The sequence below is a fragment of the Nocardia huaxiensis genome (genome assembly GCF_013744875.1).
GTDB lineage: Bacteria > Actinomycetota > Actinomycetes > Mycobacteriales > Mycobacteriaceae > Nocardia > Nocardia huaxiensis.
This window is the reverse complement of sequence record NZ_CP059399.1, coordinates 5,251,273-5,277,295: the sequence shown is the minus strand read 5'-3', so window position 1 is coordinate 5,277,295 and position 26,023 is coordinate 5,251,273. Positions and strand designations below refer to the sequence as shown.

Below are 26,023 nucleotides of genomic sequence, written 5' to 3'. Positions count from 1 at the left end.
GCGAGAGGCAATCGGAAAAGGGTTATGACGACAGACATCGGCTATACGCACAAATCGGGCAAAACGGTCTTCACGGTGCCGGAGGCGTTTCAGGAGACCTTGACGCTGCGGCCCGAGCAGGTGGCGATTCGGACGGTGGGGGGCTCGCAGGAGATCACCTGGCGCGAGTACGGGGAGCGGGTGCGCGTGATCGCGGCCGGGCTCGCCGGGCTGGGGATCGGGCACGGGGACACGGTTGGGATCATGTTGACCAACCGGCCGGAGTTCAATCTTGTGGACACCGCGGCGCTACACCTGGGTGCGACGCCGTTCTCGATCTACAACACCAGTTCCGCCGAGCAGATCAACCATCTGTTCACCAATGCGGAGAACAAGGTGGTGATCACCGAACCGGTATTCCTGGACGCGGTGCGGGGCGCGGGCGTGGAGCTCGAGCACATCGTGCTGGTCGAGGGCAGCGCGGAGGGGACCATCACCCTCGCCGAGGTGGAGGCCGCGCCCAAGGCCGACTTCGACTTCGATGCCGCCTGGCAGGCCGTCAAGCCGGACGATGTCGCGACGCTCATCTACACCTCGGGCACCACCGGCCCGTCGAAGGGTGTGGAGCTGACCCACAAGAATGTGGTCGCGCAGATCGTGGGCCTGGTCAACGGGCCGCTGGTGGTCGGGATCGACGACCGTTCGGTGTCGTATCTGCCGGCCGCCCATGTGGCCGACCGCATTTCGGGACACTGCGCCAACCTGTTCACCGGCGTGCAGATGACCACCGTGCCCGACCCGCGTGAGATCGCCGCCGCCCTGCCGGATGCGCGCCCGACCGCGTTCTTCGGTGTGCCGCGTGTGTGGCAGAAGATCAAGGCGGGCATCGACGCCAAGCTGGCCACCGAGGCCAGCGGCGTGAAGAAGGCGCTCGCCAACTGGGCCATCGGCGTCGGCGTCAACGCCGCCCGCGCGGACCTGGCCGGCAACGGCCGCGGTGCGCTGCTCGATGTGCAGCACAAGCTGGCCGACGCGCTGGTGCTGTCGAAGTTGCGGCACGCCTTGGGCTTCGACGAGTTGAAGGTCGCGGCCTCGGGCGCGGCGGCCATTCCGCCGGAGACCCTCGAGTACATGCTCGGGCTCGGGTTCAAGGTCACCGAGGTGTGGGGCATGTCGGAGACCTCCGGCGTGGGCACCTACACCCCGATCGACAAGCCGCGCCCGGGCACGGTGGGAATTCCCATGCAGGGCGTGGAGATTCGGCTCGGTGAGGACGGCGAGCTGCTGCTCAAGGGCGATATCGTCACCCGCGGCTACCGCAAGATGCCGGACAAGACCGCCGAGGCCATCGACGCCGACGGCTGGCTGCACACCGGCGACGTGGCCACCATCGACGGCGACGGCTACGTCACCATCGTGGACCGCAAGAAGGAACTCATCATCAACGAGGCGGGAAAGAACCTGTCTCCCACCAATATCGAGAACTCGGTGAAGGCGGCGTCCTCGCTGGTCGGTCAGGTGGTGGCCATCGGTGACGCCAAGCCGTTCATCTCGGCGCTGGTGGTGCTGGATCCCGACACCGCCGCGGTGCGGGCCAAGGCGCTGGGCGCGCCGGACGCGGATCTGAAGACTCTCGCCACCAAGCCGGAGATCATCGAGGAGATCAAGGGCGCGGTCGCGGCCGCCAATGCGAAGCTGTCGCGAGTGGAGCAGATCAAGCGGTTCGTGATCCTCGACCAGGGCTGGGAGCCGGGCGGCGACGAGCTGACCCCGACCCTCAAGCTCAAGCGCAACCCGATCACCACCAAGTACGCGGCCGAGATCGCCGCGCTCTACACCACGCCTGCTCCGGACAATGTGATCAACATGTCCTGATCGGCTCCCGCACTGTAGCCCTGGACCGGAATGGTTCAGGGCCACAGTCGTTTCCGCCATCAGACACGCTGCCGGGCCGGTTCGCACAGGCGCAGCACCTGGGAGCGCATGGCGGCGGCCACCACGCCCATCTGCACGTGACCGTGGTCGGCGGTGTCGTATTCGACCTGGATGGTGAGCCGGTCGCCGACGGTGAAGACGGTCATCTTCGGCGGCATGCCCGGGACCATCGCGAAGACATCATCCCGGAGCAGTTCGAGCCTCGGGGGCAGTGAATGCTCCGGCACACGGCCGATATTCGACAAGGCGATGGTCGGTTGCGCGGCGAAGACCGCCGGGGCCACCGGGTCGAGGGCCCCCTGCGCGGCCCGCATGAACAGGGCGGGGAAGCGCATGGCGAGCGCCTCGCGCATCCCGGCCGCAACCTGCTGAGCAAGTTCGATGGGATCGGATCCGATATCCACCAGCAGCGGTGTCCCCGCCCCGGCCGCGCAGTTCAGCACGGTGGAATCGGGCAGCGGCGCAACCAGTTCCGGTCGCAGATCCACCGCGTGCCCGCACATCATCGGCACCGGGCCGATATCACCGAACTGCGTGCGCACCGCCAGCGTGGCCGCGCCGGCGAGCAGGCTGTTCACCGAGACGCCGTGTGCCCGTGCCGCACTCACGAAGGCCGCGGTCTCCCCCGCACTCAGTTCGATGCGTCGCAGCGCGAATCGCCCGAGCGGGTCCGGATTGCCGGCCGGCGGCAGCGGGCGCGGAGCCGCGGCCGGATCCATGCCGAACGCGGCCTCGCGGATCTGCGCGACGAACGCCGCCACCTCGGCGTCGGACACCACCTGCCGCAACTGAGCATCGACGCCGTCGACCAGTTCGGTGTCGGAATCATGCGGCGGCAGTGGAGATCCGGCGAGGTGTGCGCTGTAGCGCCGCCACAGCTCGTCGAGCAGCGCGAAGGCCGAGCGGCCATCGCTGATGCCGTGGTGCAGGATGAGCACGATCTGTGTGCGCTCTTCCTCGCGCAGCACGATCGCCTTGAAAAGCCCGTCGTGCCAGTCCTGTTCGCTGTTGACCAGGGCCCGATAGGCCGCTTCGCCGCCGGCCGCGACCTCGAGCGCCGGGCGGAAGCCTGGAGTGAGTTCGAAGCGCAAGGCTCCGTCGGCGTCGCTGACGAGATGCGCGCGCAGCAGGGCGTGCCCGGCGGCCAGTTCGGCCAGAGCCTCCCGCAGGAGCGCGGGGTCGATCTCGCCGCGCACCGTGCTGCCGATGTAGAGCGGCATGCCGCCGAGGGGCACGCTGCCCAGCCGGGCGCCGGTGCCGAAGTACCCGGTCTCGAAGGGGGAAAGAGCGCGTTGCGTTGTCATGTGCTGTCCATGCTTCCGTGCGAGAGAGCCTGTCGAGGCCGACCATACACATGTTTCAAACAACTGTCACAAACGAGTGTTTGAAACGTATGTTTGAGTCTCCTGCTACGCTGACCGGCGTGGGAACCCGAGAAGACCTGCTGGCCGGCGCCAAGCAATGCCTGGCCGAACGCGGCCTGGCGCGCACCACCGTGCGCGATATCGTCGCCGCCTCCGGCACCAATCTGGCCGCGATCAACTACCACTTCGGCTCGCGGGATCAGCTCCTCAACCAGGCCATGCTGGAATCCAGCGGCGAGGCGGTGAGCCGCATCCTGGAATCACTCCCCGAGGACACCGGCCTGGACGCAGCCGAACGTCTGAACACCTTCTGGCACAAGCTCCTCGACTCCTTCGCGCAGGATCGCGCGCTATGGACGGCGAATGCCGAGAGCATCTCGCAGGCGCTGCACTCCCCCGAGCTGGGCACGGAAATCGGTGCGGCACAGCAGCGCGCACGCGAGGGGCTCTCGGAATCGCTCGGGCACAACGATCCCCGGATCGGCGCGGTACTGCAGACGCTGATCGGCGGCCTGCTCATCCAGGCGCTCATCGATCCGGCACGGACACCCTCCCCCGATCAGCTCAGCGGCGGTTTGCGCGCCCTGGCCGACCTCATCGGCACCCACCAAGCCTGATTTCCACCGACATGGGACGCCCGGGCGACACACGAGACCACACATGCGTAGATGCGCATATCTACGTGTGAGTATGTTCTGCATTTTTCGAGATTTCCAGTCCGAAACTCTCTCATTTCACCTACCGTGACGTGATTGCTTGCGTCGCTGGAGGATTGGCAGGTCGAGGGTGGCAGCGAAGAAGCGGTTGGCCGCGATGGCGGGTGTCGCGCTGACCTTGACCGGATCGGTCTTCCTCACCGCGGGGGCTACTCCCCCACCGGCCGCGGACTGCACCGGCACACGATGGGCCGGCAGCTGGATGGCCGCGCCGTCGGATTCCTTCGGCATCGTGGATGCCTCGATCCGCCCACAGCTGCCGGTGTCGGATCAGACGTACCGGCTGATCATCACCCCGCACCGCGGCGGTTCGGTCTTGCGCGTCCATCTCACGAACCGCACCCGGCCCGTCCCGGTGGATCTCGCGCACGTCACCGTCGCACTCCAGGCCGCCGGTGCGGCGGTGCACCCGGACTCCCTGCGCGAGGTGACCTTCGACGGCAACCCAGGCGTGACGATCGGCGCGTGGCGCGATGTGGTCAGCGATCCGGTCGAATTGCCTTTCGCGGCATGGCAACCCCTGGCGGTGAGCGTGTACGCGCCGGGCCAGGCGGTGCTGCCCACCGAGCATTTCACCGCCATGGCGACCAGCTACTACAGCCCGCCCTTCGCGGGTGACGCGGCCGCGGATCCGCAAGGCGCGCAACTGAGTCTGGCCACCACGACCGCGCCGTTCGTCTCCGGCATCGATGTGCTGGCCCCGGCGGAGGTGGCGACGGTCGTCGCGTTCGGCGACTCCATTACCGACGGCTATGTGGCCGGTACCGCCCTGGGCATCCCGCAGGAACCGAGCGTGGTCGACCGCAATGTCCGCTACCCCGATTTCCTGCAGCGCCGCTTCGATGCCGCGGGCCTGCCGTTCACCGTGCTCAATGCCGGCATCTCCGGAAACCGTATCGGCCGTGACGGATTCGTCCCCTGGTTCGCGGACGCCGCCGTGCGGCGAGTGCAACAGGATGTGATCGATCAGGCCGCGGTCACCGATGTGATCATCCTGGAAGGCATCAACGATCTCGGCATCCCGATCGGCGCGAGCTTCGAGGAGGTCGTCGCCGGTCTCACCGCGCTGATCGACCGCCTGCACGCGGCCGGTCTGCGCGTGCATCTGGCCACGATCCTGCCGTCGAGCAATGCTCTCGCCAATGGTGTTCTCACCCTGCCGAACGCGAACGCCACCCGCGTCCGCGTCAATGCGTGGATCCGCGCGCAACAGCTGTCCGACACCGTCGTCGATCTCGATGCCGCACTGCGCTATCCGGCCTATCCGGATGTGCTCGACCCCCGCTATGCCGGACCGGATTGGGTGCACCCGAACGCGGCCGGCTATCAGGCCATGGCCGATGCCATCGATCTCGGCATCTTCCACGGCCTGTGCCGGTGAGCGACTACTTCTCCTCGTAGGTGCCGATCAGCGTCGCGCGCCCGATGGCATTGAGGAACAGGTTGAAGCCCAGGTAGGCGGGCGAGGCGTTCTCGTCGACCTCGAGCCGCTCTACGCCGACCGCGTGCACGACCACGAAGTAGCGGTGCGCTCCGTGTCCGGCGGGTGGGAACGCGCCGGTGTACTCGTTCTTCCCGGCGTCATTGCGCAGGGTGACCGCACCCGCGGGCAGGCTGACGCTGCCGCCGGTCTCCAGCGAGGTGGTGGTGACCGGAATGTTGGCGACCACCCAGTGCCAGAAGCCCGACGCGGTCGGGGCGTCCGGGTCGTACACGGTGACGGCGAAACTCTTGGTGCCCTCAGGGAATCCGCTCCAGGACAGCTGCGGCGAGATGTCGCGTCCCGGAGTCACCGACAGCGCGCTGACCTGATCCTGCGCCAGCGGCTTGCCGTCGCTGATGTCGGCGGAGGTCAGCGTGAACTCCGGCAGCTGCGGCAGTGCCGCGTACGGGTTGTAATTGTAGTCGGGCACGGGGCCGTCCTTTCGTCGTCAGCTGTTCAGGAGGAAGTGTTCCAGCACCCGGGTGCCGAATTCGAGCGATGCCACCGGGACGCGTTCGTCCACGCCGTGGAACAGGGCGCTGAAGTCGAGGTCGGGCGGCAGTTGCAGCGGCGCGAAGCCGAAGCAGCGAATTCCCAAGCGCGCGAAGGCTTTAGCGTCGGTGCCACCGGAGAGCATATAGGGCACGGTGCGGCCCTGCGGGTCGTGGGCGAGGATGGCGTCGTTCATGGCGTCGACCAGGTGACCGTCGAAAGTGGTTTCGTACGAGTCGAGTTTGGTGATCCACTCGCGTTCCACGTCGGGGCCGATGAGCTCGTCGACTTCGCGTTCGAAGGCGGCCTGGCGGCCGGGCACCACGCGGCAGTCCACGACGGCTTCGGCGGTCTGCGGGATGACGTTCGCCTTGTACCCGGCGCGCAGCATGGTCGGGTTGGCGGTATCCCGCAGGGTGGCGCCGATAATGCGGGAGATGGTGCCGAGTTTGGCGAGCTGGCCTTCGATATCCGGACTGGCGGGATCGAATTCGAGCCCGGATTCCTCGGCGACCGCCTTCAGGAATTCGGCCACCGAGTCCGAGACGACGAGCGGGAAGGTGTGGGTTCCCAAGCGCGCCACCGCCTGCGCGAGGATGGTGACGGCATTGTCCTCGTGCAGGAAGGAGCCGTGCCCGGCCCGGGCCTTGGCGCGCAAGCGCATCCAGCCCAGCCCCTTCTCGGCGGTCTCCACCAGGTACAGGCGGCGTTCGGTGCCGTCGGGCCGGGGCACGGTGAGCGAGAAGCCGCCGACCTCGCCGACGGCCTCGGTGATGCCGTCGAACAGGTCGGGCCGGTTCTCCACCAGCCACTGTGATCCCCAGCGCCCGCCGTTCTCCTCGTCGGCGAGGAAGGCCCACACGATGTCACGTGGCGGAACGGTGCCTTCGATCTTGAACTGCCGGGCGATGGCCAGCATCATGCCGACCATGTCCTTCATGTCGATGGCGCCGCGGCCCCACACGTAGCCGTCCTGCAGCGCGCCGGAGAACGGGTGCACGCTCCAGTCGCCGGCCTCGGCGGGCACCACGTCCAGATGTCCGTGCATCATGAGCGCGCCGCGGCTGGAGTCGGCGCCCTTCAGGCGCGCGAACACATTGCCGCGGCCGGGCGCGCCGGATTCCACGTATTCGGTCTCGTACCCCGCCTGCTGCAGCTGTTCGGCCACCCACTGCGCGCATTCGCGTTCGCCCTTGGTGGTTTCCAGTTCGCCGGTATTGGAGGTGTCGAACCGGATCAGCGCGCTGACCAGGTCGACGACTTCCGATACGGCGCGGGAGGTGCTGAGTTCGCCAGTTTCGGACACGTCACTTGTCTACCACTACGCCGGTGCGGGCCGGGCGAGCGCCGTCCGGGCGGGAGCGCGCCGCCGCTGGTGGGCTGCGCCGGCGTCGGTTGGGACCAGCCGTGGCGCAACACTTCCCGTCGTGCGTCAGCGCAGGATGCGCAATGTTGCAGTCAGTGTCGCGAGCAGGGAGTCCAGGCGCTGATCGGCGATGCGGCGTTCGAGGACGTCGGGGTCGAGGCGGGTGTGGGCGGCCCACACCTCGCCGAAGCGGGCTTGGATGTCGACATCGGTGGCGGCCAGGATCCACAGCAGCGGACCCCACAGGCGGGCGGCCTGGGCGATGGCGGGCAGCATGATCACCGTGGAGGTATCGAGCTGGGCCAGACGGGCTCCCGCGCGGCGGCGCACGCCTTCGGGGGTGCGGGCGAGCGGTTCCAGCACACCGCGCCACAGGGCGATGTCGCTGCTGCCGTCCACGGCGGCGACGAGGTCCTCGGCGATATCGCCGGTGACGGGGTTGAGGGCGAGCCGGGTGAGGCTGGGCGGGCTGAGCCGGCCCAGGAAGCGCAGCAGGTCCGCGGTGGCGCCCGCACCGAGGTAGGTGGTGATCAGATCCGCGATGGCCGAGGGCGGCGCCGTGGCGAACAGGATGGCGCCGACATCGGAGATGACGTCGGGGGTGCAGCGGGCGAACACCGAGAGTGCCGCCAGCCGAAGCTCTTTGGACCCGTCGATCACCGTGCGCAGCAGCCGCGGAATGCGGTCACTGTCGCCGTCGACCAGCTGCCGCACGATGGCGCTGATGTGCTCGCCGGAGTAGGCGTAGGCGGCCGAGCGGATCAGGCCCTCGTCGTCGGGGACGCCATCCTCCACGGCGCGGATCAATTCCGGTGTGGCGTAGGCCAGGAACGGTCCGGCGGTGATGTAGTCGCGGCGGCGCAGCAGTTCGTTGACGATCTCGATGACCGGGGCGGGCGGGGCGTCGTCGGCGAGCTGGCCGACGGTGCGCGGGTCCAGATACGGGGCGCAGTCCGCGGCATAGGCGACGGTGAGGCGGGTGAGGGCGTCCACGGCCTTCTTGCGATGCAGGACGCCGACCGCGCCGGCGGCCCGGCCGGTCATGGTGGGTGGGACCACGCGCTGCACGATGGGCAGGGAGATGCCGAGCGGAATGATCGGGACCAGCGAGCTGATGCGCTCGAAGACGGGAGCGTGCTGGTCGAAGAGTTTGCCCGAAATGCTTTGTTGCAGTTCGTGCAAGCGCTGTGCGCCCAGCTTCTCCAGGTGAGCGACGCGTTCGAAGGGGACGTGCAGGGTGCGGGCGAGCAGGACGAGCTGGGCTCTCGTCACCAGATCCGTCATGGTCGCAACCGGGGCCGGTCGATTCTGGTTGCGGTGAATTCGACTGCGGCAGACATACTTCCCCGTTTCCCCGGACGTCGAGCGCCGGTCACCCCTGGTTCGATCGCCCATCATAGAGGCGCTAATGCGACAAAAAGTGCATTCAGTGCATACTCACAACGGCCGTTAGGATGCGGCCATGAGTCATCCACCGGGTTGGTATCCCGAACGTCCAGGTTCCCCACTGCTGCGCTGGTGGGACGGGTCGCAATGGACCGAACACACGCAGCAGCAACAGCAATCGGCACAGCCGCAGGAACAGCAAACCGCACAACCGCAGCAGCATGCACAACAGCAGCCGGTGCACGCGCAGCAGCAACCGCAGCAGCAGTACGGGCAGCAACCGCAGCAGCAGCACCCGCAGGGGCAGCAGTTCGCGCCGCAGCAGCAGGGGCAGCCGGCTTTCGCTCAGCAGGGGCACGGTCAGCAGTTCGCACCGCAGCAGGGTTACGGTCAGCCGCAGTACGGGCAGCATCGCGGTGACGCCAGCGCTTGGGAATTGGAGATCGGCGCGGCGGATAATCCGGCCGATATTCAGCGTCAGGTGCAGCAGCAGGCCGGGGTCGCGCCCACGCAGGCCGGCGGTGGCACGCTGTTCACCGAGCCGGTGCTGGTGGTGAACCAGAAGGTCAAGCTCATCGAGATGTCGAACGAGTACGGCGTCTTCGATCAGCACGGTCGGCAGATCGGCGCGGTGGTGCAGGTCGGGCAGAGCGCGTTGAAGAAGGCCGCGCGCTTCCTGACCAGTTACGACCAGTTCATGACCCACAAGCTCGAGCTGCGTGACGCCTACGGTCAGACCCAGCTGCGCATCACCCGCCCGGCCAAGGTCTTCAAGTCCAGGTTCCTGCTCGAGGACGGCGCGGGCCGACCGGTCGGCGAGATCATTCAGGACAATATGATCGGCAAGATCAACTTCTCGTTCGTGGTGGGCGGCCAGAAGATCGGCGGCATCCGCGGCGAGAACTGGCGCGCCTGGAATTTCGCCATTCACGATCACACCGATCAGGAGGTCGCGCGCATCACCAAGACCTTCGAGGGCGTGCTGAAGACCCTGTTCACGACCGCCGACAACTATGTCGTGCAGATCCACCGCCCGCTGCCGCAGCCGCTGCTGTCGATGGTGGTGGCCTCGGGCCTGGCGATCGATACGGCGCTGAAACAGGATTCGCGCGGCTGGGGCTGATCGGCCTTCCCCCTGATCGGACTTCGCGCGGACGGAGGGTACGCGCGACGACTGCTCCCGAGATGCTCACTACCCGGGAGTGCCCGCCTCACCCGGCGCAAGTACGGCGTAAGCCCGTGCAAGCGCCGGGTGATCTCGGCCGCGCACAGTCGTTTCCATGAATGAGACCGCCGCCGACCTGCTGTCCACCCGTGACGGCGCGACGGCCGTCTTCGAGCGGATCTCCGGCGTCCTGCACCGCTACGACCTCGGCGGCGGCCACTGGAACGCCGGCTGGGTTCCGCGTAATCTCGCTGCCGCTCAGGCGATATCGAGGACGACCTTGTCCGCGCCGATGCGTTCCATGCGGCGCTTGCCCCACTCCCCCAGCGGACCGAGTGCGGCATTGAGCGCCTTGCCCTCCAGGGTGAGCGAATACTCCACGCGCGGTGGGATTTCCGGGAAGATCTCACGGTGGACGATCTCGTCCTCCGCCAGCTCGCGCAAGTGCTGGTTCAGCATCTTCTCCGAAACCCCCGGCAGGGCGCGGCGCAGTTCACCGAAACGGCGCGTGCCGTACTCCTCGAGCTCCCACAGAATGAGAACCTTCCATTTCCCGCCGACCACATCCATGGCCGCGTCGATGCCGCAGAAGTACGGCCCGGATCTCTTGGCGCTCACTGCTCGAACCTCCTACCTCGACACATCGCTTTCAATGTACTGTGCTCATGCTCGAGCCCAGTCGCAGCGAGGTCGAGGCGGGACAGTAGAAGGGCCGTAATCCCGGTGCCCCAAACCGAACCCAAGAGGCGATCATCAGCAACACGCCGACGATCGTGGACACCGCTACGGGAATTGATTCGCCATCCGGCCCTGCATGTGATGGGGTGCCCAGTGAGGTCCGCTGCCCACAACCGATTCGGCGCGGTCATGGTCGCGAAGACTTGACCATGGCGGGTTTGGAACCAATCCGCGCACGGTGCTGTGCGTGTCGGGTTCGCGGAGGTCGACCGCGAGTTGCCCGGCTAGTTTGAGGACCTGGCCGGCCAGGCTGCGGGCGGTGTCGCCGGTGCGACCGATCAGGCCCAAAGCCGCGACCATTCTGCCGTGTGCGTCGCGGACGGCGGCGGCCGAGCAACTCCAGCCGAGCAGCACCTGCTCGGCCTCGGTGGCGACTCCGGTGTCGCGGGTTCGATCCAGCAGGGCCCGGTGTTTTCGACGGTCGGTGACAGAGTATTTGGTCAGCGGACGGATTTCCGAGCTCAGCACGCGATCGGCCTGCTCAGGGTTGTGGGCAACCTGCAGGCGGCCGGACGCGGTGAGCACGATACTCGAGCCCAGGTGGCTCAGGGTCGGCCAGCACCTTCGTTTGACTACCGTACCGAACGACCGATCGAAAACGGCTGTGGTGAGCATGAGTTCGTCATTCTCGACGGTGGCGAACCAAGCGAGTTCCCCGCGTGAACGCTGGTGCAACTCCTGCAGATAGGGCTGAACGATCAACGGCTGGCGGACGCTATCGGCCGCGCCCATCATGTGATCGATCAATCGACCGCCCGCGAGGTATCCATCGGGCGCACTGGTCAGCATCTGATGCTCGGCGAGGGTATTGGCGATTCGGCGCACCGTGGATTTGGGTAGCCGGGTACGGCGCGTCAACTCCGCGAGCGTCACCGGGCCATTGGATCGTGTGACGACATCCAGAATGGCGACCGTCCGGCCGATAACCGTGTGATCATCAAGCATCGTTTCTCCCCCGGTACCCGCCATAGCCTAACAAGGCGGCGGCCCGCCGAGCCTCCCAGTTTTGGTGTGCCACTCAATGGCACGGACGAGATGCGTCGGCGCGTGCCGTGCCTCATGCTGGTACCGGTCCGATTCGGTGCTCGGGGAGGACGAAACGGAGAGCGGCATGGAGCATGCCGACCCCTTGGCGCACCTCACCTTCGACATCACCGATAGCGAGACCCTTCCCGGCTGGAGCCGACTGCGCACCCTGATGGGCGCAGCGGTCGACGCCTGTGAACGAGAGGACCTCACGGCGATCGAGGTCGCCGGCGAACACGGCGACCCACTGATCGTCGCGAGACGAGACGGACCGTCAGTCCTATTGCGCGGGTTCATGACCGACGGTCTCAGCGGACTCATCCCGACCGAGCGCCTGGGACCACTACATACCCTCGACGGATCCGAAGTCTGGTTCGACGTGTTTCTTTCGGGCAGACGTACAGAGGTGCGCGAGGTGGGGGCGAACCTTCCGGCCCTGCTCCTCACGAACGCGGGTCCGCCGTATGTCGACCAAGGGACCGCCATCGACATCGACGGCGGAACGGTATGGATCCGTGGTGATCTGATCGATCCCGCGGTGCCGGCCGGAGGGTTCGTCGGTATCAGAGTCGTGCGCGGGTCGCTGCGCCTGGCCGACAGCGCCACGGTCACGGACAGCGGTGACCTGACCATCGTCGACCTCACCGCGCCGATCGCGGGAGAACTGGCGCTCGAGCCAGCCGTGGACGAGGCCAACCGTACCGAACAGGGATCCACCCATGCCGCGGCGGAGATCCGCCCACCCGTATCGCTGACCCTCACCTTCGACTCCGGTTCGCTCACATCGCATGGGGCGGAAGGTTCCGCTTCGGCTTGGGGCCAGGAATTCACCTTCCATCGCTCCGCATATGACTGGGCCTACATCTCGGGACTGTGGACCCTGGTACTCGAATACGAACTGGAGCCGAGGCAATTCGACGCCGACCCGATCGATGACCAGGTGGTGCGCTTTGCCGGAACCGGACGTGTCCGCCGTGCCGGGTTCGGGCTGCCGGTCGTGCTGCCATCGAATCCGTCCGTTCTCGGCGAGGCGGCCCGCGCGGGCCAGTGGTACCTGTCGGTGCGCCGTCTGACCGCCGCCTGGTATGAAAACGATCGGACGCCACACGATCTCGCGTCGGCCTGGATCGGAATCTCCCCCTCCGGGGTGACCATCATGGCCGAAGACGTTGCGCCGCAATCGCCCGCCGTTACCCATCGCTACCGGCTCTGGGAGATCACCGGCAGCGCCGAGCGATTGTTCTGGGAACAGAGCTACGATGCCGCATTCACCCTGCTGTACCGCAGTGACATCGCGGACGGCGACTACCTGATGGTGCGAGGTCGAGCGGCGGTGACACTCGACCGGCCGGTCACAACCGCCGGCGTGCCGGTGCCCACCCCGACCGCGCTCGGCACGCTGCTGCTGCACCGGTTCGGCGACGTGACCACCGCGTCCCTCGGTGCGCTCGTCACCGATCAGCGTTTGAAATATCAACTCGCGCTGCGCAATGCGCTGGTGTGGACCGGCATGCCGAAGTTCGTGGTGGTGCGCGGAGCGCTGACCGCCCGGACCGAAATAGACAGCGGCGAGGCCCTTTTGAGCTTCGGCGTACTCGCGTGGGCGCCGACCTTGCCCGACCCCTACGTCTCCAATTGCTTCATCGATCGCCGACCGTGGGTAGAAGCACCGACGGGCAGTCTCCTCGCACGCGTGTCCTGGCTGTCGCCCGGCGCGGCCCTGGTCTCGTTCAACGGCAATCTGGGTGCGTCCCTCGCGATCGCCCCGCGCGACGCCTCGCCGGGTGAACCCCACCCGGCGAGAGCGATCGAAGGCGATCCCGACGTGGGCGCCACCCAGGTCGAACAGGGACGCTTGGCGCTGGATCGAGCGGCCCGCGAGCAATGGAAGCAGGCCCGCGACGACGCGGACCAGGGGCTGCGCCATCGGCTCGAGGAATCCAAGGCGTTCGATGCCGAGATTTCCCGCGCCCTCGACCACGAGTTGATCGAGGTGTTCGGGCCACCGCCCAACCTGCTGCTGCTCGATGTGTCGACGAACCAGGATCTGCTCGGTGTGGGAGTAGGCGTCGACCTGGAACAGTCCACGCGGGCCGGCACGGTATCCGGTCTGGACGTGCACGCTCAGGTCACCGGCATGCGCGTGATGGCCCTTCCGCAGGTGCAGTGGGAGCCGGTGCGCACGCTGGACATCGATCAGGACATCCCGAACCAGGGGTGGTTTCCGACACCCCTGGCTTCGGCAACCGACGGCGGCGCGACCCAAATCGGTACTCGTTCGGCGAAACTCGTACCGATAATTCCCGCCGATGCCCTGCGGGGCACGTTCGATGCCTACGCCGAAGGCTCCCCGGTCGGCATACGCACCACGTTCCCATTCGGGCTGGTCAGCGCAATTCGGTTGCGGCCGTTAGGGCTTGCGAGCCCGCAAGCGGATCTGTACGAGCTGAATCGGCCCGAATTCCCCGAGGAGAGATCGGTCGGCGGCATCCAGGTCACCGCGCGGGCCGAAGGCGGACGGCCGGACACCGGCGGCGTCTCGCCCACATTCGCGGGCCGGATGCATCAGCTGCGCAATGGAGTGGACCTGGCAACGGGGGTCGAACTCGGGATCTCGGTACTCGGTGAGACGAAACAGCCTCTCGGCAGCGTCGAAGCCGTTTTCAACAACGATATGACGACAAATCCGCGCGTCCCGGTCACCCGAATCGATGTGTCGGGTTACGGCGGCTCGAATTTCAGCGACTGGAACGACCCCTTCGCCGCCTACGCGGAGACCGCCAAGGTGCAGTTTCAGCTCATGAACGGCCGTACGGCCCTCGAAATCATCAAGGTCAACAGTGTGCTGCATCCGTGGGGCGTGCGCGTAACCCGGTCCGTCACCATCGAACGGCGGCCCGGCGGTGGCGTGATTCGCCGGGACAGCGGATGGCAGGCATTCACCCCCGGACTGTTCGACTACCGGTACCTCGACAGGAATATCAGCGACATCGTGGTCGCGCCCTACGCCTTCGACGCCGGTCTGTTCCGCGGCCTGTTCAATGTCCGCAATATCCGGCCCGCGCCGGGCGCGGTATTCGCGCACGGTTCCGCCAAACTGATCCCGTACTACTTCGATGCCGATGCGGCACTCGACGGCGCCCGGGGACGCGTTCCGGCTATCGGCATGCTCGGCTATCTGCAATCCGAACCCACTCGCACACCGGCGAATTCGGCTGCGCTTCGGGATTTGATCACCGCTCAGGGCCCTATCGGCGGACCCGTCGACACCTGGTTGGACCTGGGCGGCAGCGGTCTGTCGTTCCGCGCGCAGCGAATCGAGGTCGGACTCGCGATGAATGGGGCCGCACCGGTGTTCGTCGCGACCGTCCGGGGCACGCCCGCACTGCCGAAGACCGGCGCGTGGTCGGTGGTTGTGCGTCCCGCGAAGAATGTGCCCCAGAACGGCGGCGAGGCCGTGCCGGTCGCGGAAAGCCGTGGCGTTCCAGTTATTCGGCGGTACCCGATCGCCTATCCGACAAGTAACAACAGTGTGATCAACGAGCCGCCGCTGACCGGAACACCCGGAGACTATCGGTTCGCCGATGCCACCGATCTGTTCGTCCCGGCCTCCCCCGCGAATGACTACGCGCTGCTGCAGGCGACCCCGACGCACGCGTTCCTGTTTCCCAGGCCCTTCGTGCCGACAGGTTCCCGGCGGATCGAGAGCGGCCACCGGCCCGCACTGGCCGATATCCTCGCACGGTCGACCTCCAAGGGCGCCTTCCCTCCCCCTGCGAACACCATTGAAATCGCCCCGGGAACAGTACATTTCACGATTCCTTCCACCGGCAAGCTCGCGCTGTCGGCACCTGTGTCGATTACCGGGCATCCGATACCCCTGCGTCTGTCGGGGAGCGCTGGTCACGGTTCCACGGTGGTCTACGACGGCGCGACCATGCGCCTGGAATTGCATGAGGACCGCTGGGAGGCGGACTTCACCGGCCTGCGGGTCTGGTCGGATATCAGCGGACTCGACAAGGTCACCGGAGTCGAACTGCGCATTGTCGGATCGACCGATCAGCGACCGCAGGTCGCGGAGATGAAATCGCTACTGCTGCAATCTATCGAGGACATTCTGCGCTACATCCCGCTATTCGGGCAGCGGGGTACGCATGGCCCGATCGATCTTGCGGCGACCAATGCGAAACACGAGGTGAAGGTCGAAACCGGGGGGCGGTTCCGCTTTCCGGATCCGTTCTCGACAGCGGCTCGGCCGCCTGGCACCGGAGTCGAGCTGGAACTATGGCTCGGCACGAAGTCCGGGATCGATCACGCGTCCCTCGCACCCAAGTCGTCCGCGGAGCTCGGCGCACAGCTCGAAGGCCGGGTCCCGCTGTACAGCGTTGGTGTGGCCACGATATTCCTGATTGTCGGTGGCCGGATCAAATTCACCATCAGCTCGGTGTCGAGCAGCGTCACGACCGAGGAACTCGAGTTGGCGCTGTACGCAGGTCTCGGCATCGAGGCGAAAATCGGCCCCTTCGCTGCCTACGCCTTCAACGCGGCCGGTATCGCATTGCAGTACGACGCCATCACCGACCAAACCAAGTTCGGTGGGCTGGTCGTACTCGAGGCTGGGGTCAACCTCGTTGTCACCGAGGTGACAGTCCGTGGCGAACTCATGGGGCTGGCATACAAGGACACCGTCACTGGCGACGTCAACTGCGACTTCTTCGGATCGGTCGCGCTCGAGGTCGACATCTTCCTCGTCCTCTCGATCAGCGCGACCTACGAGGTCAGCGACACCATGAAACTCTCCTAGGAATTCATCATGATTACACCCCACAAACTCACGCTCGTGCCCTATCTCCAGCGATGGGACCACCGGTCCCGCAACTTGTCGATCCGTCTGCTCATCGCGCCGACCGGAAATCCGCTCGAACCGCTCGGATCAGCGGTTCCCCAGGATCCCGCCTTCGCCGATGCGGGTTTGGCGTTCGCAGTGCACATCTCCGACTCCATCGACGCACTGCCGCAGCGCACCCTGGTCGACCAGATCACCGTGCTACCCGATCCAGCGGGCGTCACACCCACGCTCACGCATCCGCACGCGCGCCCGATCTTCACCGCGATCAAACAAGTCCTCGAGATTCCCGATGGCCCGGCCGCGGATACATTCGCTCCGCAGGACCGAGACCAGAGCAAGCAGTTGCGAAAGTACCTGCCGCGCAGCTATAGACAGTCCTTCCCCTTCGTGCGGCCGCGCACGTCCTTGGCCGTGATCGACAACTCGTATCACTGTCTGATGAAATGCCCGCCGGATCCTCCGCCACCGTCAACGCCGCGGATCATCGGCTGGGGTGAGGCGATCGCCTTCGCCCTGCGCCGGCCACGACTGGCGGAGGCGCTGGGGCTCATCGCCGATCTCGAGATTCCACTCGACGCCGCACCTCGCCTGGTACGCGGCGGCTGGCTCTGGGTCGAATTGGCGGACGGCGGCGATTTCGCCGCTCGAGCCGCCACGACGCCCACGTTTTTGCGCGCGTTCGCCACCCGTGTTCCCGCCCTGCTGGTCGATCGAGCTCGACAGCTCTTCACCCCCGTGGTGATTCCGGTGTCCGATGATGCCGCGGCGGCGGGCGCGCTCGGCAACTTCGACAAGGTGATGATCGAGGCGAACCGCTTCGACGACGGATTCGCCAAGATCGTGCATGCGCGCCAGCCGATCGGCGCGGACCACCTCGACGAGGACGGCTCCGGACCGCCGCCCATCCGTGACGAGGGAATCCACTTGGCCTGGGACGACGAGGACGTTCTGGAGGGGCAGAACCGGGCGCTCGGGGCCCCGCCCGATGGTGAGGATCCGGTGCTCGCACCGCGCGGGGTACGCGGATACCGCGTCGATGTGCGCCCGCAGGGCAGTCAGGCGTGGACGTCGCTGTCGACCGTCCAAGCGCCGCTGGCCGTGGGCGTCGATCTCGGTGTCGCTGTGGAACAACGCTGGGCGGAGGTGGTGCCGACCGAGCACAGCGGTCAGCTGTGGCTGCCCGCGTGGTTCCTGAAATGGCGCGGCCGATCGCTGGTCATGTCGACCGCCGATGATCGGCGACTTATGAATGCCCCACCCGGGCAACCGGATTCCGCGGTCCCCGTGGGTGCGGACGCCGTCGAGCCGCGGTACGGGCGCCGCTACGAATTCCGGGTGCGCATGGCCGATGCCACCGGAGGCGGTCCGGCTGTGACCTCGGCGCCGGAGCGGCCCGGTGACGCGCCGATCGCCGTGGTGCACATGAAGCGGCACAGAACTCCGACCGCGGTGGAACTGGACACGGTGACACCTGAACCCGACGGCACCGTTCGCGCGCTGCGGATCCGGCGGCCCCGAATCGGTTATCCGGAAGCGGTTTTCGCCGCCGGCGCCGCCGTCCGGCCACGGCTGCTGGCGCAGATCGCGGCCAATGACAGCGCCCCGCCCGGGACGGCGATCGCTCCGACCATCGAGGACCCGGACACCGTGTATCTCCGAATTCGAGTGCTGCTTCGCACACCACGATTCGATCCACAGGCGGACGCGGACGGCTTTGTCGAGTGGTACCGGACGACACGCCGCTTCCCCGATGATGCCGCTCAACCGATCGATCTCGTACTGGACTGGCGGCATGCCGCCGACTATCGAGGACTCGACATCTCACCCCAGCTCGGCGCCGAGGGAAACCCCACGGGGCCACTGACATTGGTCACTTCGCGGGATATTCGGGTGGAGGTCCGAGCGCTCGGCCGGAACGATATGAACTACTTCGGCAGTGAACAGGCGCGATACGGAACCGCGCAGTTGATCGACCTGCACGCGGTGGCCCCGGCCATCGCCGAGGCCGACGCGCTTCGGCCCTTGGCGTCGTCGAGCGAATTGCGGTCGGTATTCCTGCGATCGGATCCGCCCGTCGACCGGATGGGATTCGGTGCCGTCGTCAATGGCGTGGCGCCGCAGTCCGAGCCGACCGGTGCGCTTCTCGGCAGGTTGGCCGGAGCTCTGGACCTGAGCGCCGACGGCCCGCTCGTCACGGGGCCGCCCGGCGAGCGCATCCTCTTCGGCTGTGCGGGGCTGACTCATCACCTCGCACCGGACCTGTCGAGTATCGAGTTCACGCACCCGGCGGAGCTGGCCGGGCAGTGGATCAATGCGATACAGGTTGTGATCGACCGGGATTGGACGTGGCGCGGCGCGGGATCGCCCTCACTGGTCGTGACGCGAACGGTCGGTCTCCCCGATGCGGTGGGCGCCGTGAGCGAAACCGTGGATGTCGGGGTCATAGAGATGATGGATGCCATCAATACCCAGTCCGGTAAGCGCCCGAACCGCGCCCATACCCGAATGATCTTCCTCGACGCACTGCCTCCGAGGCTGGGTCCGGACGGGTTCCCTCACGAAATGGAGGTCACCTATCGGGCGTTCCTGCGCTTCGAAGGAGGGGAAGGGGTTGCGCGGGCGGTGACGTCCAGACTGCCGATCGTCGCGCCGCCGCGGCAGATCCCGCGGGTGGTCGCGGCTGGCATCGCCCTGACACCGTATGAGCGTGACGCCGACTACGCGGCGACTTCCTCACGGATCAAACGTCTTTGGGTAGAGTTCGCCGAAGCGCCCGCCGATCCGAGAGATGCCTATTTCGTCCGGCCGCTGACGAGCACGCCGGATCCCATGCTGCTGCCCGGCACGGAACCGGTCGCCAATCCCGTGGAAATCACCGGCACCCCACTCGATCCCGAATTGGTCCGAGTGGTGACCCCCGGTCAGGTCCAAGACCTCTCCGGACTGTCGACCATGCAGCGTCTGGAGCCCAGCAAGACCAGCGTCCGTCACTACCTCGTGCCGTTACCGCCGAATGTCGATCCCGGCTCGCCCGAACTGTTCTCGTTCTACACATATGAGATACGCGTCGGCCACGACCGCGGACCCGCGGACAACCCGCTGTGGTCGACGGCGCAGGGGCGGTTCGGTGAATCACTGGTGCTGGACGGTGTTCAGCATCCGGCTCCGGAACTGCCGTGTTCCGTCATCGCGGAACCGGATGGCGCCATTCGAGTCAGGGCGCCGTACGCGTTGCCGTACAGAGGCTTGCACCGAGTACAGCCCACCACGCCGAATACCGTGATCTGGATCGTGCTCTATGCGCGCGTCACCCAGGCCGACGGCGGCACCAAACGCAATATTCAGATCGATCTCCATCAACTGCGGCCGCTCCGCACACAAATGCAGTCGATACCGCTGTTCGCCGAAGGCGAGGCCAGCTGGTCCGCCGCCGAGGTCGCGGACGCCCTGAAACGCGTGGGCATACCCTATGATTCACCCCTGAGCGTGCTCGCCGTCGAACTTCTACCAGAGCCCAACGGAACCTATGCGGATCCGCTGGGCGGAGATCTGGGTGCGGTGCGTATCGTGCGGACCTCGCCACTGTCTCCGCTGAACCGAGGATGTTGTGTTCCGGCACCGTAGTAGCCCACGTCGGCGCGGGTAGGCAGGTCCGGAACGCATCGGCCGTCTAGTTGTTGGCGCGTTGGATGGAGCGGCGGACCAGGCTGCTGATGCCGGGGAGTTGGATTGCTCGGAGCATAAGTTCGGCTGCCCATACGTGGGTCCGTGTTGGCGGGGCGAATTGGCTGATTCCCCTCCGCGCCAGTGCCTGTCGCTTCTTCACCTCAGGCCGCAAGGTCGTCTCCCAGGTGCTGAGGGCGGTGGGGATGTCGTCGGCGTGTGCTGCAAGGGCGGTGCCGAGGCGGTCGGCGCCGTCGAGGGCGAGGGCGGCGCCGTAGCCGGCGAAAACTGTTACGCACCAGGCCGCGTCGCCGAGGAGGACTACTCGGCCCTGGCTCCAGCGGTCCATGACGATCTGGCCGACCGAGTCGAAGTAGGCGGTGCCGGGGTCGGCGTCGAGCTGGGCGAGGGCGTCGACGGCACCGCCGCCTAGGTCACCGAAGGCTCGTGCGAGGGCGGGTGCGGCGCCGAGGGTGAGATCGGTGTGGGGGTCGGGGCAGCGGTAGGCGAAGAACGCTGAGGATCTTTCCGGTCCGAGGTTCATCACTGCGGCTGTGCGTCCGCGACCGATATATGTGGCGCCTATACCGTCGGGCATGTGGGCGGGCGGTTTCGCCAGCGGGAATGCGCCGACCATATGGCCCAGGTCCACGAAATACTCTGTCTCGGGACCGAATACGAGCTCGCGGACCTGGGAGTGGACGCCGTCGGCGCCGATGAGGAGTTCGGTGCGGAGGCGGGTGTCGTCGCTGAGGGTGACTTCGACCTGTTCGGGGGTTTGGGTGATGGCTCGCACCGTGGTGCCGAAACGGATATCGGCGAATTCGGCGACGGCCTCGTACAGGGCCGACTCCAGATCGCCGCGGAACAAGCTCAAAGCCCGGTCCCCGACAGCGGCTTCGGTGACAGCGGCGGGGATCCGGAGTTTCTCCCTGCCGTCGGGGTGGACGAGCACCGAGGTGAAGAATCCGATGTCGCGCGGGTTCAGCGCCGGCAGCAGCCCGAGTCGTTCGGCGGCGTCATAGCCGGGTCCGTGCAGGTTCACCAGGTAACCGCTGCTGCGGCGACTCGGCGCGCGTTCGATCACGACGACGTCCCAGCCCTGCTGACGCAATCGCAGCGCGGTGGCCAAACCGGCGATACCCGCACCGACGACCATCGCCCGCCTGCCCGGTGACTCGGCATGCCGGCGCGCAGCGCTTTCGAAGGCTTCCATTGCGACTCCTCGATTCGATGTGCTGTCGGCGAGAGCCACTCACGAGCCATCGCCATACGTCAACTAGTAGTTGACGTATGGCCTATCGTCAACCATCGGTTGACGCACGACTACGGCGGGCGCCCTGAGCCATGCGCATCGAGGTCGGTTCAGCACACCGGCCCGGGGCAGTGATTGAACAGCGAGTGCCACCAGTCTCCGACGAGATCGAGCACCCCGGAACCGGAGTCGGCTCCATCGGGACCGGGGGTGAGGAGGTTCGAGCTACCGGAATCCAAGGCACTTCCCGTGCCCAGGCTGCCGGTTGAGGCGGTGGCAGTCGCGGACGCGAGCAGAACCCCCGCAACAACGAATACTGAAACGCATACATTTCTCATGGCCGCGAAGACTACGGGAGCTGCAGGCCCGCACAGTCCCGATCCGACGTGTTCCCAGGGCCCCAGATTGTTTGGGGTCGCGCATCGCGACCGACATCGCCGTGTTCAACCATATTGGGTTCGAATCGATTTCGGCTTCTGCGCTGGACACTAACCTTTGGGTCAGTATCCGAGAGAATAGTGCGTACTTGTGGGGCGGTTGCCACGCAGGCAATCTCGAATTCAGCGCGCGCCGAACATTCAGCGAACTGATTCGAAGGAGTTGTCCCACAATGACGAACAACCAGGTGAGTGTGCTCGGGCTGGGCGCGATGGGGCGGGCGCTGGCTGCGGCGCTGGTGAAGGGCGGCGTGGCGACGACCGTGTGGAATCGGACGGCGGGGCGCGATGGCGAGTTGGTGGCGGCCGGAGCTGTGGGGGCGGGGTCGGTCGTGGAAGCGGTGCGCGGGAGTGGGGTGGTGATTTCCGTTCTGCTGGACCACAAGTCGGTGCATGAGACGCTCGATCCCGTTGTCGCGGAGCTGCGCGGGAAGCAGTTGATCAACCTGACCAGTACGACCCCTGAAGAGTCGCGGGAGTTCGCGGTGTGGGCGGCCTCGCACGGGATCGAGTTTCTCGATGGTGGGATTATGGCGATTCCGCCCATGATCGGGACCCAGGCGTCGTCGATTCTCTACAGCGGGGCACGGGCAGTGTTCGATGAGCACCAGGGCGTGCTGGAATTGCTCGGTGCTGCGGAGTTCCTGGGCGAGGATGCGGGAGTCGCCGCACTGTATGACTTTTCGCTGCTGTCGGCGATGTATTTGATGTTCGCCGGGTTCTTCCACGGTGCGGCCATGGTGGGTTCGGCGGGGGTGAGCGCGCAGGAATTCGCGCGGCGCGCGGTGCCCTGGGTGACGGCCATGGCGCAGGGGCTGCCGGAATACGCGCGGGTTATCGATTCGGGTGACTATCGGGCGCAGGTGCAGCATCTGGAGTTCCAGAAGGCCGCCTTCGATGCGATTGTGCGGGCGTCGCGCGATGCCGGGGTGGCGACGGATCTGGTGGCGCCGGTGGCGGAGCTCATCGATCGGCAGGTGCGGAATGGACACGGGGCGATGGCATTCGAGCGCACCATCGAGGAATTGCGCTGAGCGTGAGCCCGCAATAGACCGAGCGGATCCCGGCGCGTTGCCTGCGCCGGGATCCGCTGCGTCAGTTGGCGATTCGCACGGTGTTGCGCAGCGATTCCAGTTGCGCCGACAGTCCCAGTTCTGCGATGCGGCTGTCGAGTTCGGGGCGTTCGGAATCCGGCAGCGCCGCCCACGCCGCACCGATGCGCGATTGAGCGTCGGCTTCGGCGGCGGCGAGCAGCTCGAGCAGTCGCGGCCACAGGTCGCCGGCGTCGAGCACCTGTGGGAGCCCGGTCAGCGTCTCGGCCTCGGCGTGCGAGATCTGTCCGCTGATGCGCCGCGTCACCGCGGGTTCGGTGCGCACGGCCAGTTCCAGCAACCCGCGCCAGACGGCCGGTTCGGTACTGTCCGCGACCGCGGCCACGATGGCGTGTACGGATTCCGCGTCGGCGGCGATCGGGTTGGCGGCGAGCTCGTCCAGGGCCGAGGGGCTCAGCTGCCCGACGAACCGCATGCTCTCCGGCACCGCGCCGTCGGCGATGAACGCCGAGATGAGGTCGGCGATTTCCTCGGGTGTGCCGACCTCGAACAGGATGTCGCCGATGGCGACGATGACATCGGCGTCGCAGCGCGCGAACACCGACAGTGCGGCCAGCCGAAGTTCCGTCGACCCCTGAATGATGGTCTGCACAAGCCTCGGGATCCGTTTCCCGGTGCCCGCCAGCAGATGCCGGATGATGACGCTGATGTTCTCCCCCGAGTAGGCGTATGACGCGGCGAGGATGAGCCCCTCGTCGTCGTGCACGCTGTCCTCCACCGCACGCACCAATTCCGGTGTGGCGTAACCGAGGAACGGTCCGGCGGTGACGTAGTCGCGCCGCCGCAGGATCTCGTTGATGATCCCCATGACCGGTTCGGCCGGCGCGACGTCGGCCAGCTGGCCGACCGCGTGCGGGTCCATGTACGGGGCGGCGTCGGCCGCGTACGAAGGCTTCAGCATGCCCACCGCCTCGGCGGCCTTCTTGGGATGGTCGACTCCGATGGCTCCCGCCGCGCGCCCCGCCATGACGGCCGGGACCATCCGCTGCACCAGCGGAATCGAGATGCTCAGCGGAATGACCGGCACCAGCAGCGTCAACCGCGAGAACGTCGAGTTATGTTGCGCGAAGATCGCTTTCGCCATCCGCTCCTGCAACTCGTGCAGGTTCGCCGCACCCAGCTTCTCCAGGTGCGCCAGCTTGTCCTCGGATACGTGCAGCGTCCGCGACAGCAGGGTCACCTGCGCCCGGGTCACCAAATCGCTCATGGCCCCTACCCCAGCTTGTTCCCGAACATGATCTTCTTGGCCGCCGTGCTCAATGGCCAGGGCAATGCGCCGACCGTCTTGTCCACCGCCTCCACCATGGCCGCCGCCTCGGTCCGCTGGGCTTCCCGGAACATCCCCAGCAGATCCGCGATCTCCCGCTCCGACATCATTTCGAGCGCGGCCACGGGCCCACCCAGTTCCCGCTCCAGCTCACTTCTCGCACTCATACCTCTCCCCTTCCCCGGATGGCCGGAATCACGCCTCCGGCCCCCACTTGATCACACATCCGCCGTGTCCACAAACGTTCGCTCGTCGCGCACCGCTGAACAGGCATCGCCCGCCCTCAGTTCGGTTGGCGCGCGGCCTCGCAGGGCGGTGACGCCGGTTCTTCGGCGGGAGTTCACTCGGTGTTGGCGGTGCGGAGGCTGCTGGTAACCCGTTGTGCTGCAACGATCGGCGGGGTGCGCATAGTACAGCTGGCTAACTTCTATGGTCCGCGCTCCGGGGGGCTGCGCACCGCACTGCATCATCTGGGGGCCGGATATGTGGGGGCGGGGCATGAGGTGGTGCTGATCGTGCCGGGGCGGCGGCGGAGCGAAGTGGTGCTGGAATCCGGGGTGGTGCGGATTACGGTGCCCGCGTTGCCCATTCCGTGGACCGGGGGTTATCGGGCGGCGGATCCGCGGCGGGTGGCGGATGTGGTGAAGGGGTTGCGGCCGGATGCGATGGAGGTGTCGGATCGGCTGACCTTGCGAGGGTTCGGGCGGTGGGCACGGGCACGCGGGATAGCGAGCGTGATGATCTCGCATGAGCGGCTGGATCGGCTGCTGGGGCAGGTGCTGCCGGGGGCGGCGGCGCGGCGGGCCGCCGACGCCGCCAATCGGCGAACCGCGGAGAACTACGACATCGTCGTGTGCACAACGCAATTCGCGCGGGAGGAGTTCGAGCGGATCGATGTGCCGAACGTCGAGCTCGTCCCGCTCGGGGTCGACCTGGATATGTTCCGGCCCGATAGGCACGACCGGCGGTTACGCACCGATCTGGCCGCCGACGACTACCCACTGCTGGTGCACTGCGGGCGATTGTCGGTGGAGAAGCGGGCCGATCGCAGTATCGAAGCGGTCGGCGCGCTTCGCCGCGAGGGCGTCGGCGCGCGGCTCGTCGTGGCGGGTGACGGACCCCGGCGCGAGGCCCTCGAACGCCGCGCCCGCACCATCCCGCCGCTCCATGACGGAATGCCCAGCGTGCATTTCACCGGATTCATCGACGACCGAACCGAACTGGCTACGCTGCTCGCCACCGCAGACGTGTCCCTCGCGCCCGGCCCACACGAAACCTTCGGCCTCGCCGCCCTCGAAGCCCTCGCCGCAGGCACCCCCGTGGTGGCGAGCCGCTCCTCCGCCCTCGCCGACATCGTCACCGCCGACTGCGGCGCAGTAGCCGCCGACCATCCCCGCGCCTTCGCCGAAGCCGTCACCGAGGTCCTGGCCCGCCCCACCGCCGAACGCCGCCGCGCAGCCCGCAGCCGCGCCGAGGAATTCACCTGGCCCGCAGCGGTGGCGGGCATGCTGGACCTACTCGGCTCAGCTTGAAGACCTTTGCGCTGCGGCAGCGCCAATGATGTTGCGGTTCAACAGCGACGGCCACACACTCAGGCGGGACGCGTGAACCGTCCCGCCCTGACGCCAGCCGTGAAGGCCGCCCACTCGCACGGCGCGAAGACCAGGGCGCCACCGGCAGAATCCTTCGAATCCCGTACTCCGACACAACCTTTCGGGAGCCATGCGACCTCGACGCAGTCACCTTGAGCGCCGCTGTAGCTGCTCTTGAACCAGTCTGCGGACATCAGG

18 protein-coding genes are annotated in these 26,023 nt (G+C 66.8%); 8 read left to right on the top strand and 10 right to left on the bottom strand.

What is annotated here, in order from left to right:
• Positions 1-24 precede the first annotated feature (24 nt).
• Positions 25-1,854: an AMP-dependent synthetase/ligase gene (locus H0264_RS23725; RefSeq protein WP_181579585.1), complete on the top strand. Its 1,830-nt coding sequence runs from the start codon at positions 25-27 to the stop codon at positions 1,852-1,854.
• A 59-nt stretch (positions 1,855-1,913) separates the two neighbouring features.
• Here the strand turns inward: H0264_RS23725 and H0264_RS23720 are convergent, their stop codons facing one another.
• Entirely contained in the window at positions 1,914-3,218 is a 1,305-nt protein-coding gene (locus tag H0264_RS23720; RefSeq protein ID WP_181579584.1) for a phthiocerol/phthiodiolone dimycocerosyl transferase family protein, read from the bottom strand.
• Between the two features lie 119 nt (positions 3,219-3,337).
• On the opposite strand from H0264_RS23720, the gene H0264_RS23715 reads away from it, so the two are divergent.
• Together H0264_RS23715 and H0264_RS23710 are read left to right on the top strand one after the other, a co-directional pair.
• Positions 3,338-3,895, top strand: a complete 558-nt coding sequence (locus H0264_RS23715) for a TetR/AcrR family transcriptional regulator (RefSeq protein WP_181579583.1) — start codon at positions 3,338-3,340, stop codon at positions 3,893-3,895.
• A 169-nt stretch (positions 3,896-4,064) separates the two neighbouring features.
• Positions 4,065-5,375, top strand: a complete 1,311-nt coding sequence (locus tag H0264_RS23710) for a GDSL-type esterase/lipase family protein (protein ID WP_231085493.1) — start codon at positions 4,065-4,067, stop codon at positions 5,373-5,375.
• Between the two features lie 4 nt (positions 5,376-5,379).
• Here H0264_RS23710 and H0264_RS23705 read toward each other — a convergent pair whose 3' ends face one another.
• From H0264_RS23705 to H0264_RS23695, 3 genes are all read right to left on the bottom strand, one after another.
• Positions 5,380-5,907 carry a YbhB/YbcL family Raf kinase inhibitor-like protein gene (locus tag H0264_RS23705; RefSeq protein WP_181579582.1) on the bottom strand — a complete coding sequence of 176 codons (528 nt, stop codon included), beginning with the start codon at positions 5,905-5,907 and terminating at the stop codon, positions 5,380-5,382.
• Between the two features lie 18 nt (positions 5,908-5,925).
• On the bottom strand, positions 5,926-7,275 hold the full coding sequence (locus H0264_RS23700; protein ID WP_181579581.1) for a M20/M25/M40 family metallo-hydrolase: 1,350 nt from the start codon (positions 7,273-7,275) through the stop codon (positions 5,926-5,928).
• A gap of 126 nt (positions 7,276-7,401) precedes the next feature.
• Positions 7,402-8,619: a hypothetical protein gene (locus H0264_RS23695; RefSeq protein WP_181579580.1), complete on the bottom strand. Its 1,218-nt coding sequence runs from the start codon at positions 8,617-8,619 to the stop codon at positions 7,402-7,404.
• Positions 8,620-8,797: 178 nt separating this feature from the next.
• Between H0264_RS23695 and H0264_RS23690 the strand changes: the two genes are divergently transcribed.
• Complete coding sequence (locus tag H0264_RS23690; RefSeq protein WP_181579579.1) at positions 8,798-9,844, top strand: LURP-one-related family protein; 1,047 nt, start codon at positions 8,798-8,800, stop codon at positions 9,842-9,844.
• A gap of 300 nt (positions 9,845-10,144) precedes the next feature.
• Here H0264_RS23690 and H0264_RS23685 read toward each other — a convergent pair whose 3' ends face one another.
• Both H0264_RS23685 and H0264_RS23680 read right to left on the bottom strand, forming a co-directional pair.
• On the bottom strand, positions 10,145-10,504 hold the full coding sequence (locus H0264_RS23685; RefSeq protein WP_276514509.1) for a winged helix-turn-helix transcriptional regulator: 360 nt from the start codon (positions 10,502-10,504) through the stop codon (positions 10,145-10,147).
• A gap of 165 nt (positions 10,505-10,669) precedes the next feature.
• Complete coding sequence (locus H0264_RS23680) at positions 10,670-11,593, bottom strand: IclR family transcriptional regulator (protein ID WP_181579578.1); 924 nt, start codon at positions 11,591-11,593, stop codon at positions 10,670-10,672.
• Positions 11,594-11,735: 142 nt separating this feature from the next.
• Here H0264_RS23680 and H0264_RS23675 point away from each other — a divergent pair, with 142 nt between their 5' ends.
• Together H0264_RS23675 and H0264_RS23670 are read left to right on the top strand one after the other, a co-directional pair.
• Positions 11,736-16,454, top strand: a complete 4,719-nt coding sequence (locus tag H0264_RS23675) for a hypothetical protein (RefSeq protein WP_181579577.1) — start codon at positions 11,736-11,738, stop codon at positions 16,452-16,454.
• A gap of 9 nt (positions 16,455-16,463) precedes the next feature.
• Positions 16,464-20,123: a hypothetical protein gene (locus H0264_RS23670; protein WP_181579576.1), complete on the top strand. Its 3,660-nt coding sequence runs from the start codon at positions 16,464-16,466 to the stop codon at positions 20,121-20,123.
• Between the two features lie 46 nt (positions 20,124-20,169).
• On the opposite strand, the gene H0264_RS23665 is transcribed toward H0264_RS23670, so the two are convergent.
• Complete coding sequence (locus H0264_RS23665; protein ID WP_220139826.1) at positions 20,170-21,378, bottom strand: FAD-dependent oxidoreductase; 1,209 nt, start codon at positions 21,376-21,378, stop codon at positions 20,170-20,172.
• A 649-nt stretch (positions 21,379-22,027) separates the two neighbouring features.
• Between H0264_RS23665 and H0264_RS23660 the strand changes: the two genes are divergently transcribed.
• Complete coding sequence (locus H0264_RS23660; protein ID WP_181585776.1) at positions 22,028-22,888, top strand: NAD(P)-dependent oxidoreductase; 861 nt, start codon at positions 22,028-22,030, stop codon at positions 22,886-22,888.
• A gap of 61 nt (positions 22,889-22,949) precedes the next feature.
• On the opposite strand, the gene H0264_RS23655 is transcribed toward H0264_RS23660, so the two are convergent.
• Positions 22,950-24,173, bottom strand: coding sequence for a hypothetical protein (locus H0264_RS23655; protein WP_181579575.1), 1,224 nt, complete (start codon positions 24,171-24,173; stop codon positions 22,950-22,952).
• A gap of 5 nt (positions 24,174-24,178) precedes the next feature.
• Positions 24,179-24,400 (bottom strand): hypothetical protein, encoded by a 222-nt coding sequence (locus tag H0264_RS23650; protein ID WP_181579574.1) that lies wholly within the window; start codon positions 24,398-24,400, stop codon positions 24,179-24,181.
• A gap of 234 nt (positions 24,401-24,634) precedes the next feature.
• Here H0264_RS23650 and H0264_RS23645 point away from each other — a divergent pair, with 234 nt between their 5' ends.
• Positions 24,635-25,765 carry a glycosyltransferase gene (locus tag H0264_RS23645; protein WP_181579573.1) on the top strand — a complete coding sequence of 377 codons (1,131 nt, stop codon included), beginning with the start codon at positions 24,635-24,637 and terminating at the stop codon, positions 25,763-25,765.
• A 59-nt stretch (positions 25,766-25,824) separates the two neighbouring features.
• Here H0264_RS23645 and H0264_RS23640 read toward each other — a convergent pair whose 3' ends face one another.
• The gene (locus H0264_RS23640; RefSeq protein WP_338040160.1) at positions 25,825-26,019 is read right to left on the bottom strand and encodes a DUF397 domain-containing protein; all 195 of its coding nucleotides are present in this window, start codon (positions 26,017-26,019) and stop codon (positions 25,825-25,827) included.
• Between the last annotated feature and the right edge of the window lie 4 nt (positions 26,020-26,023).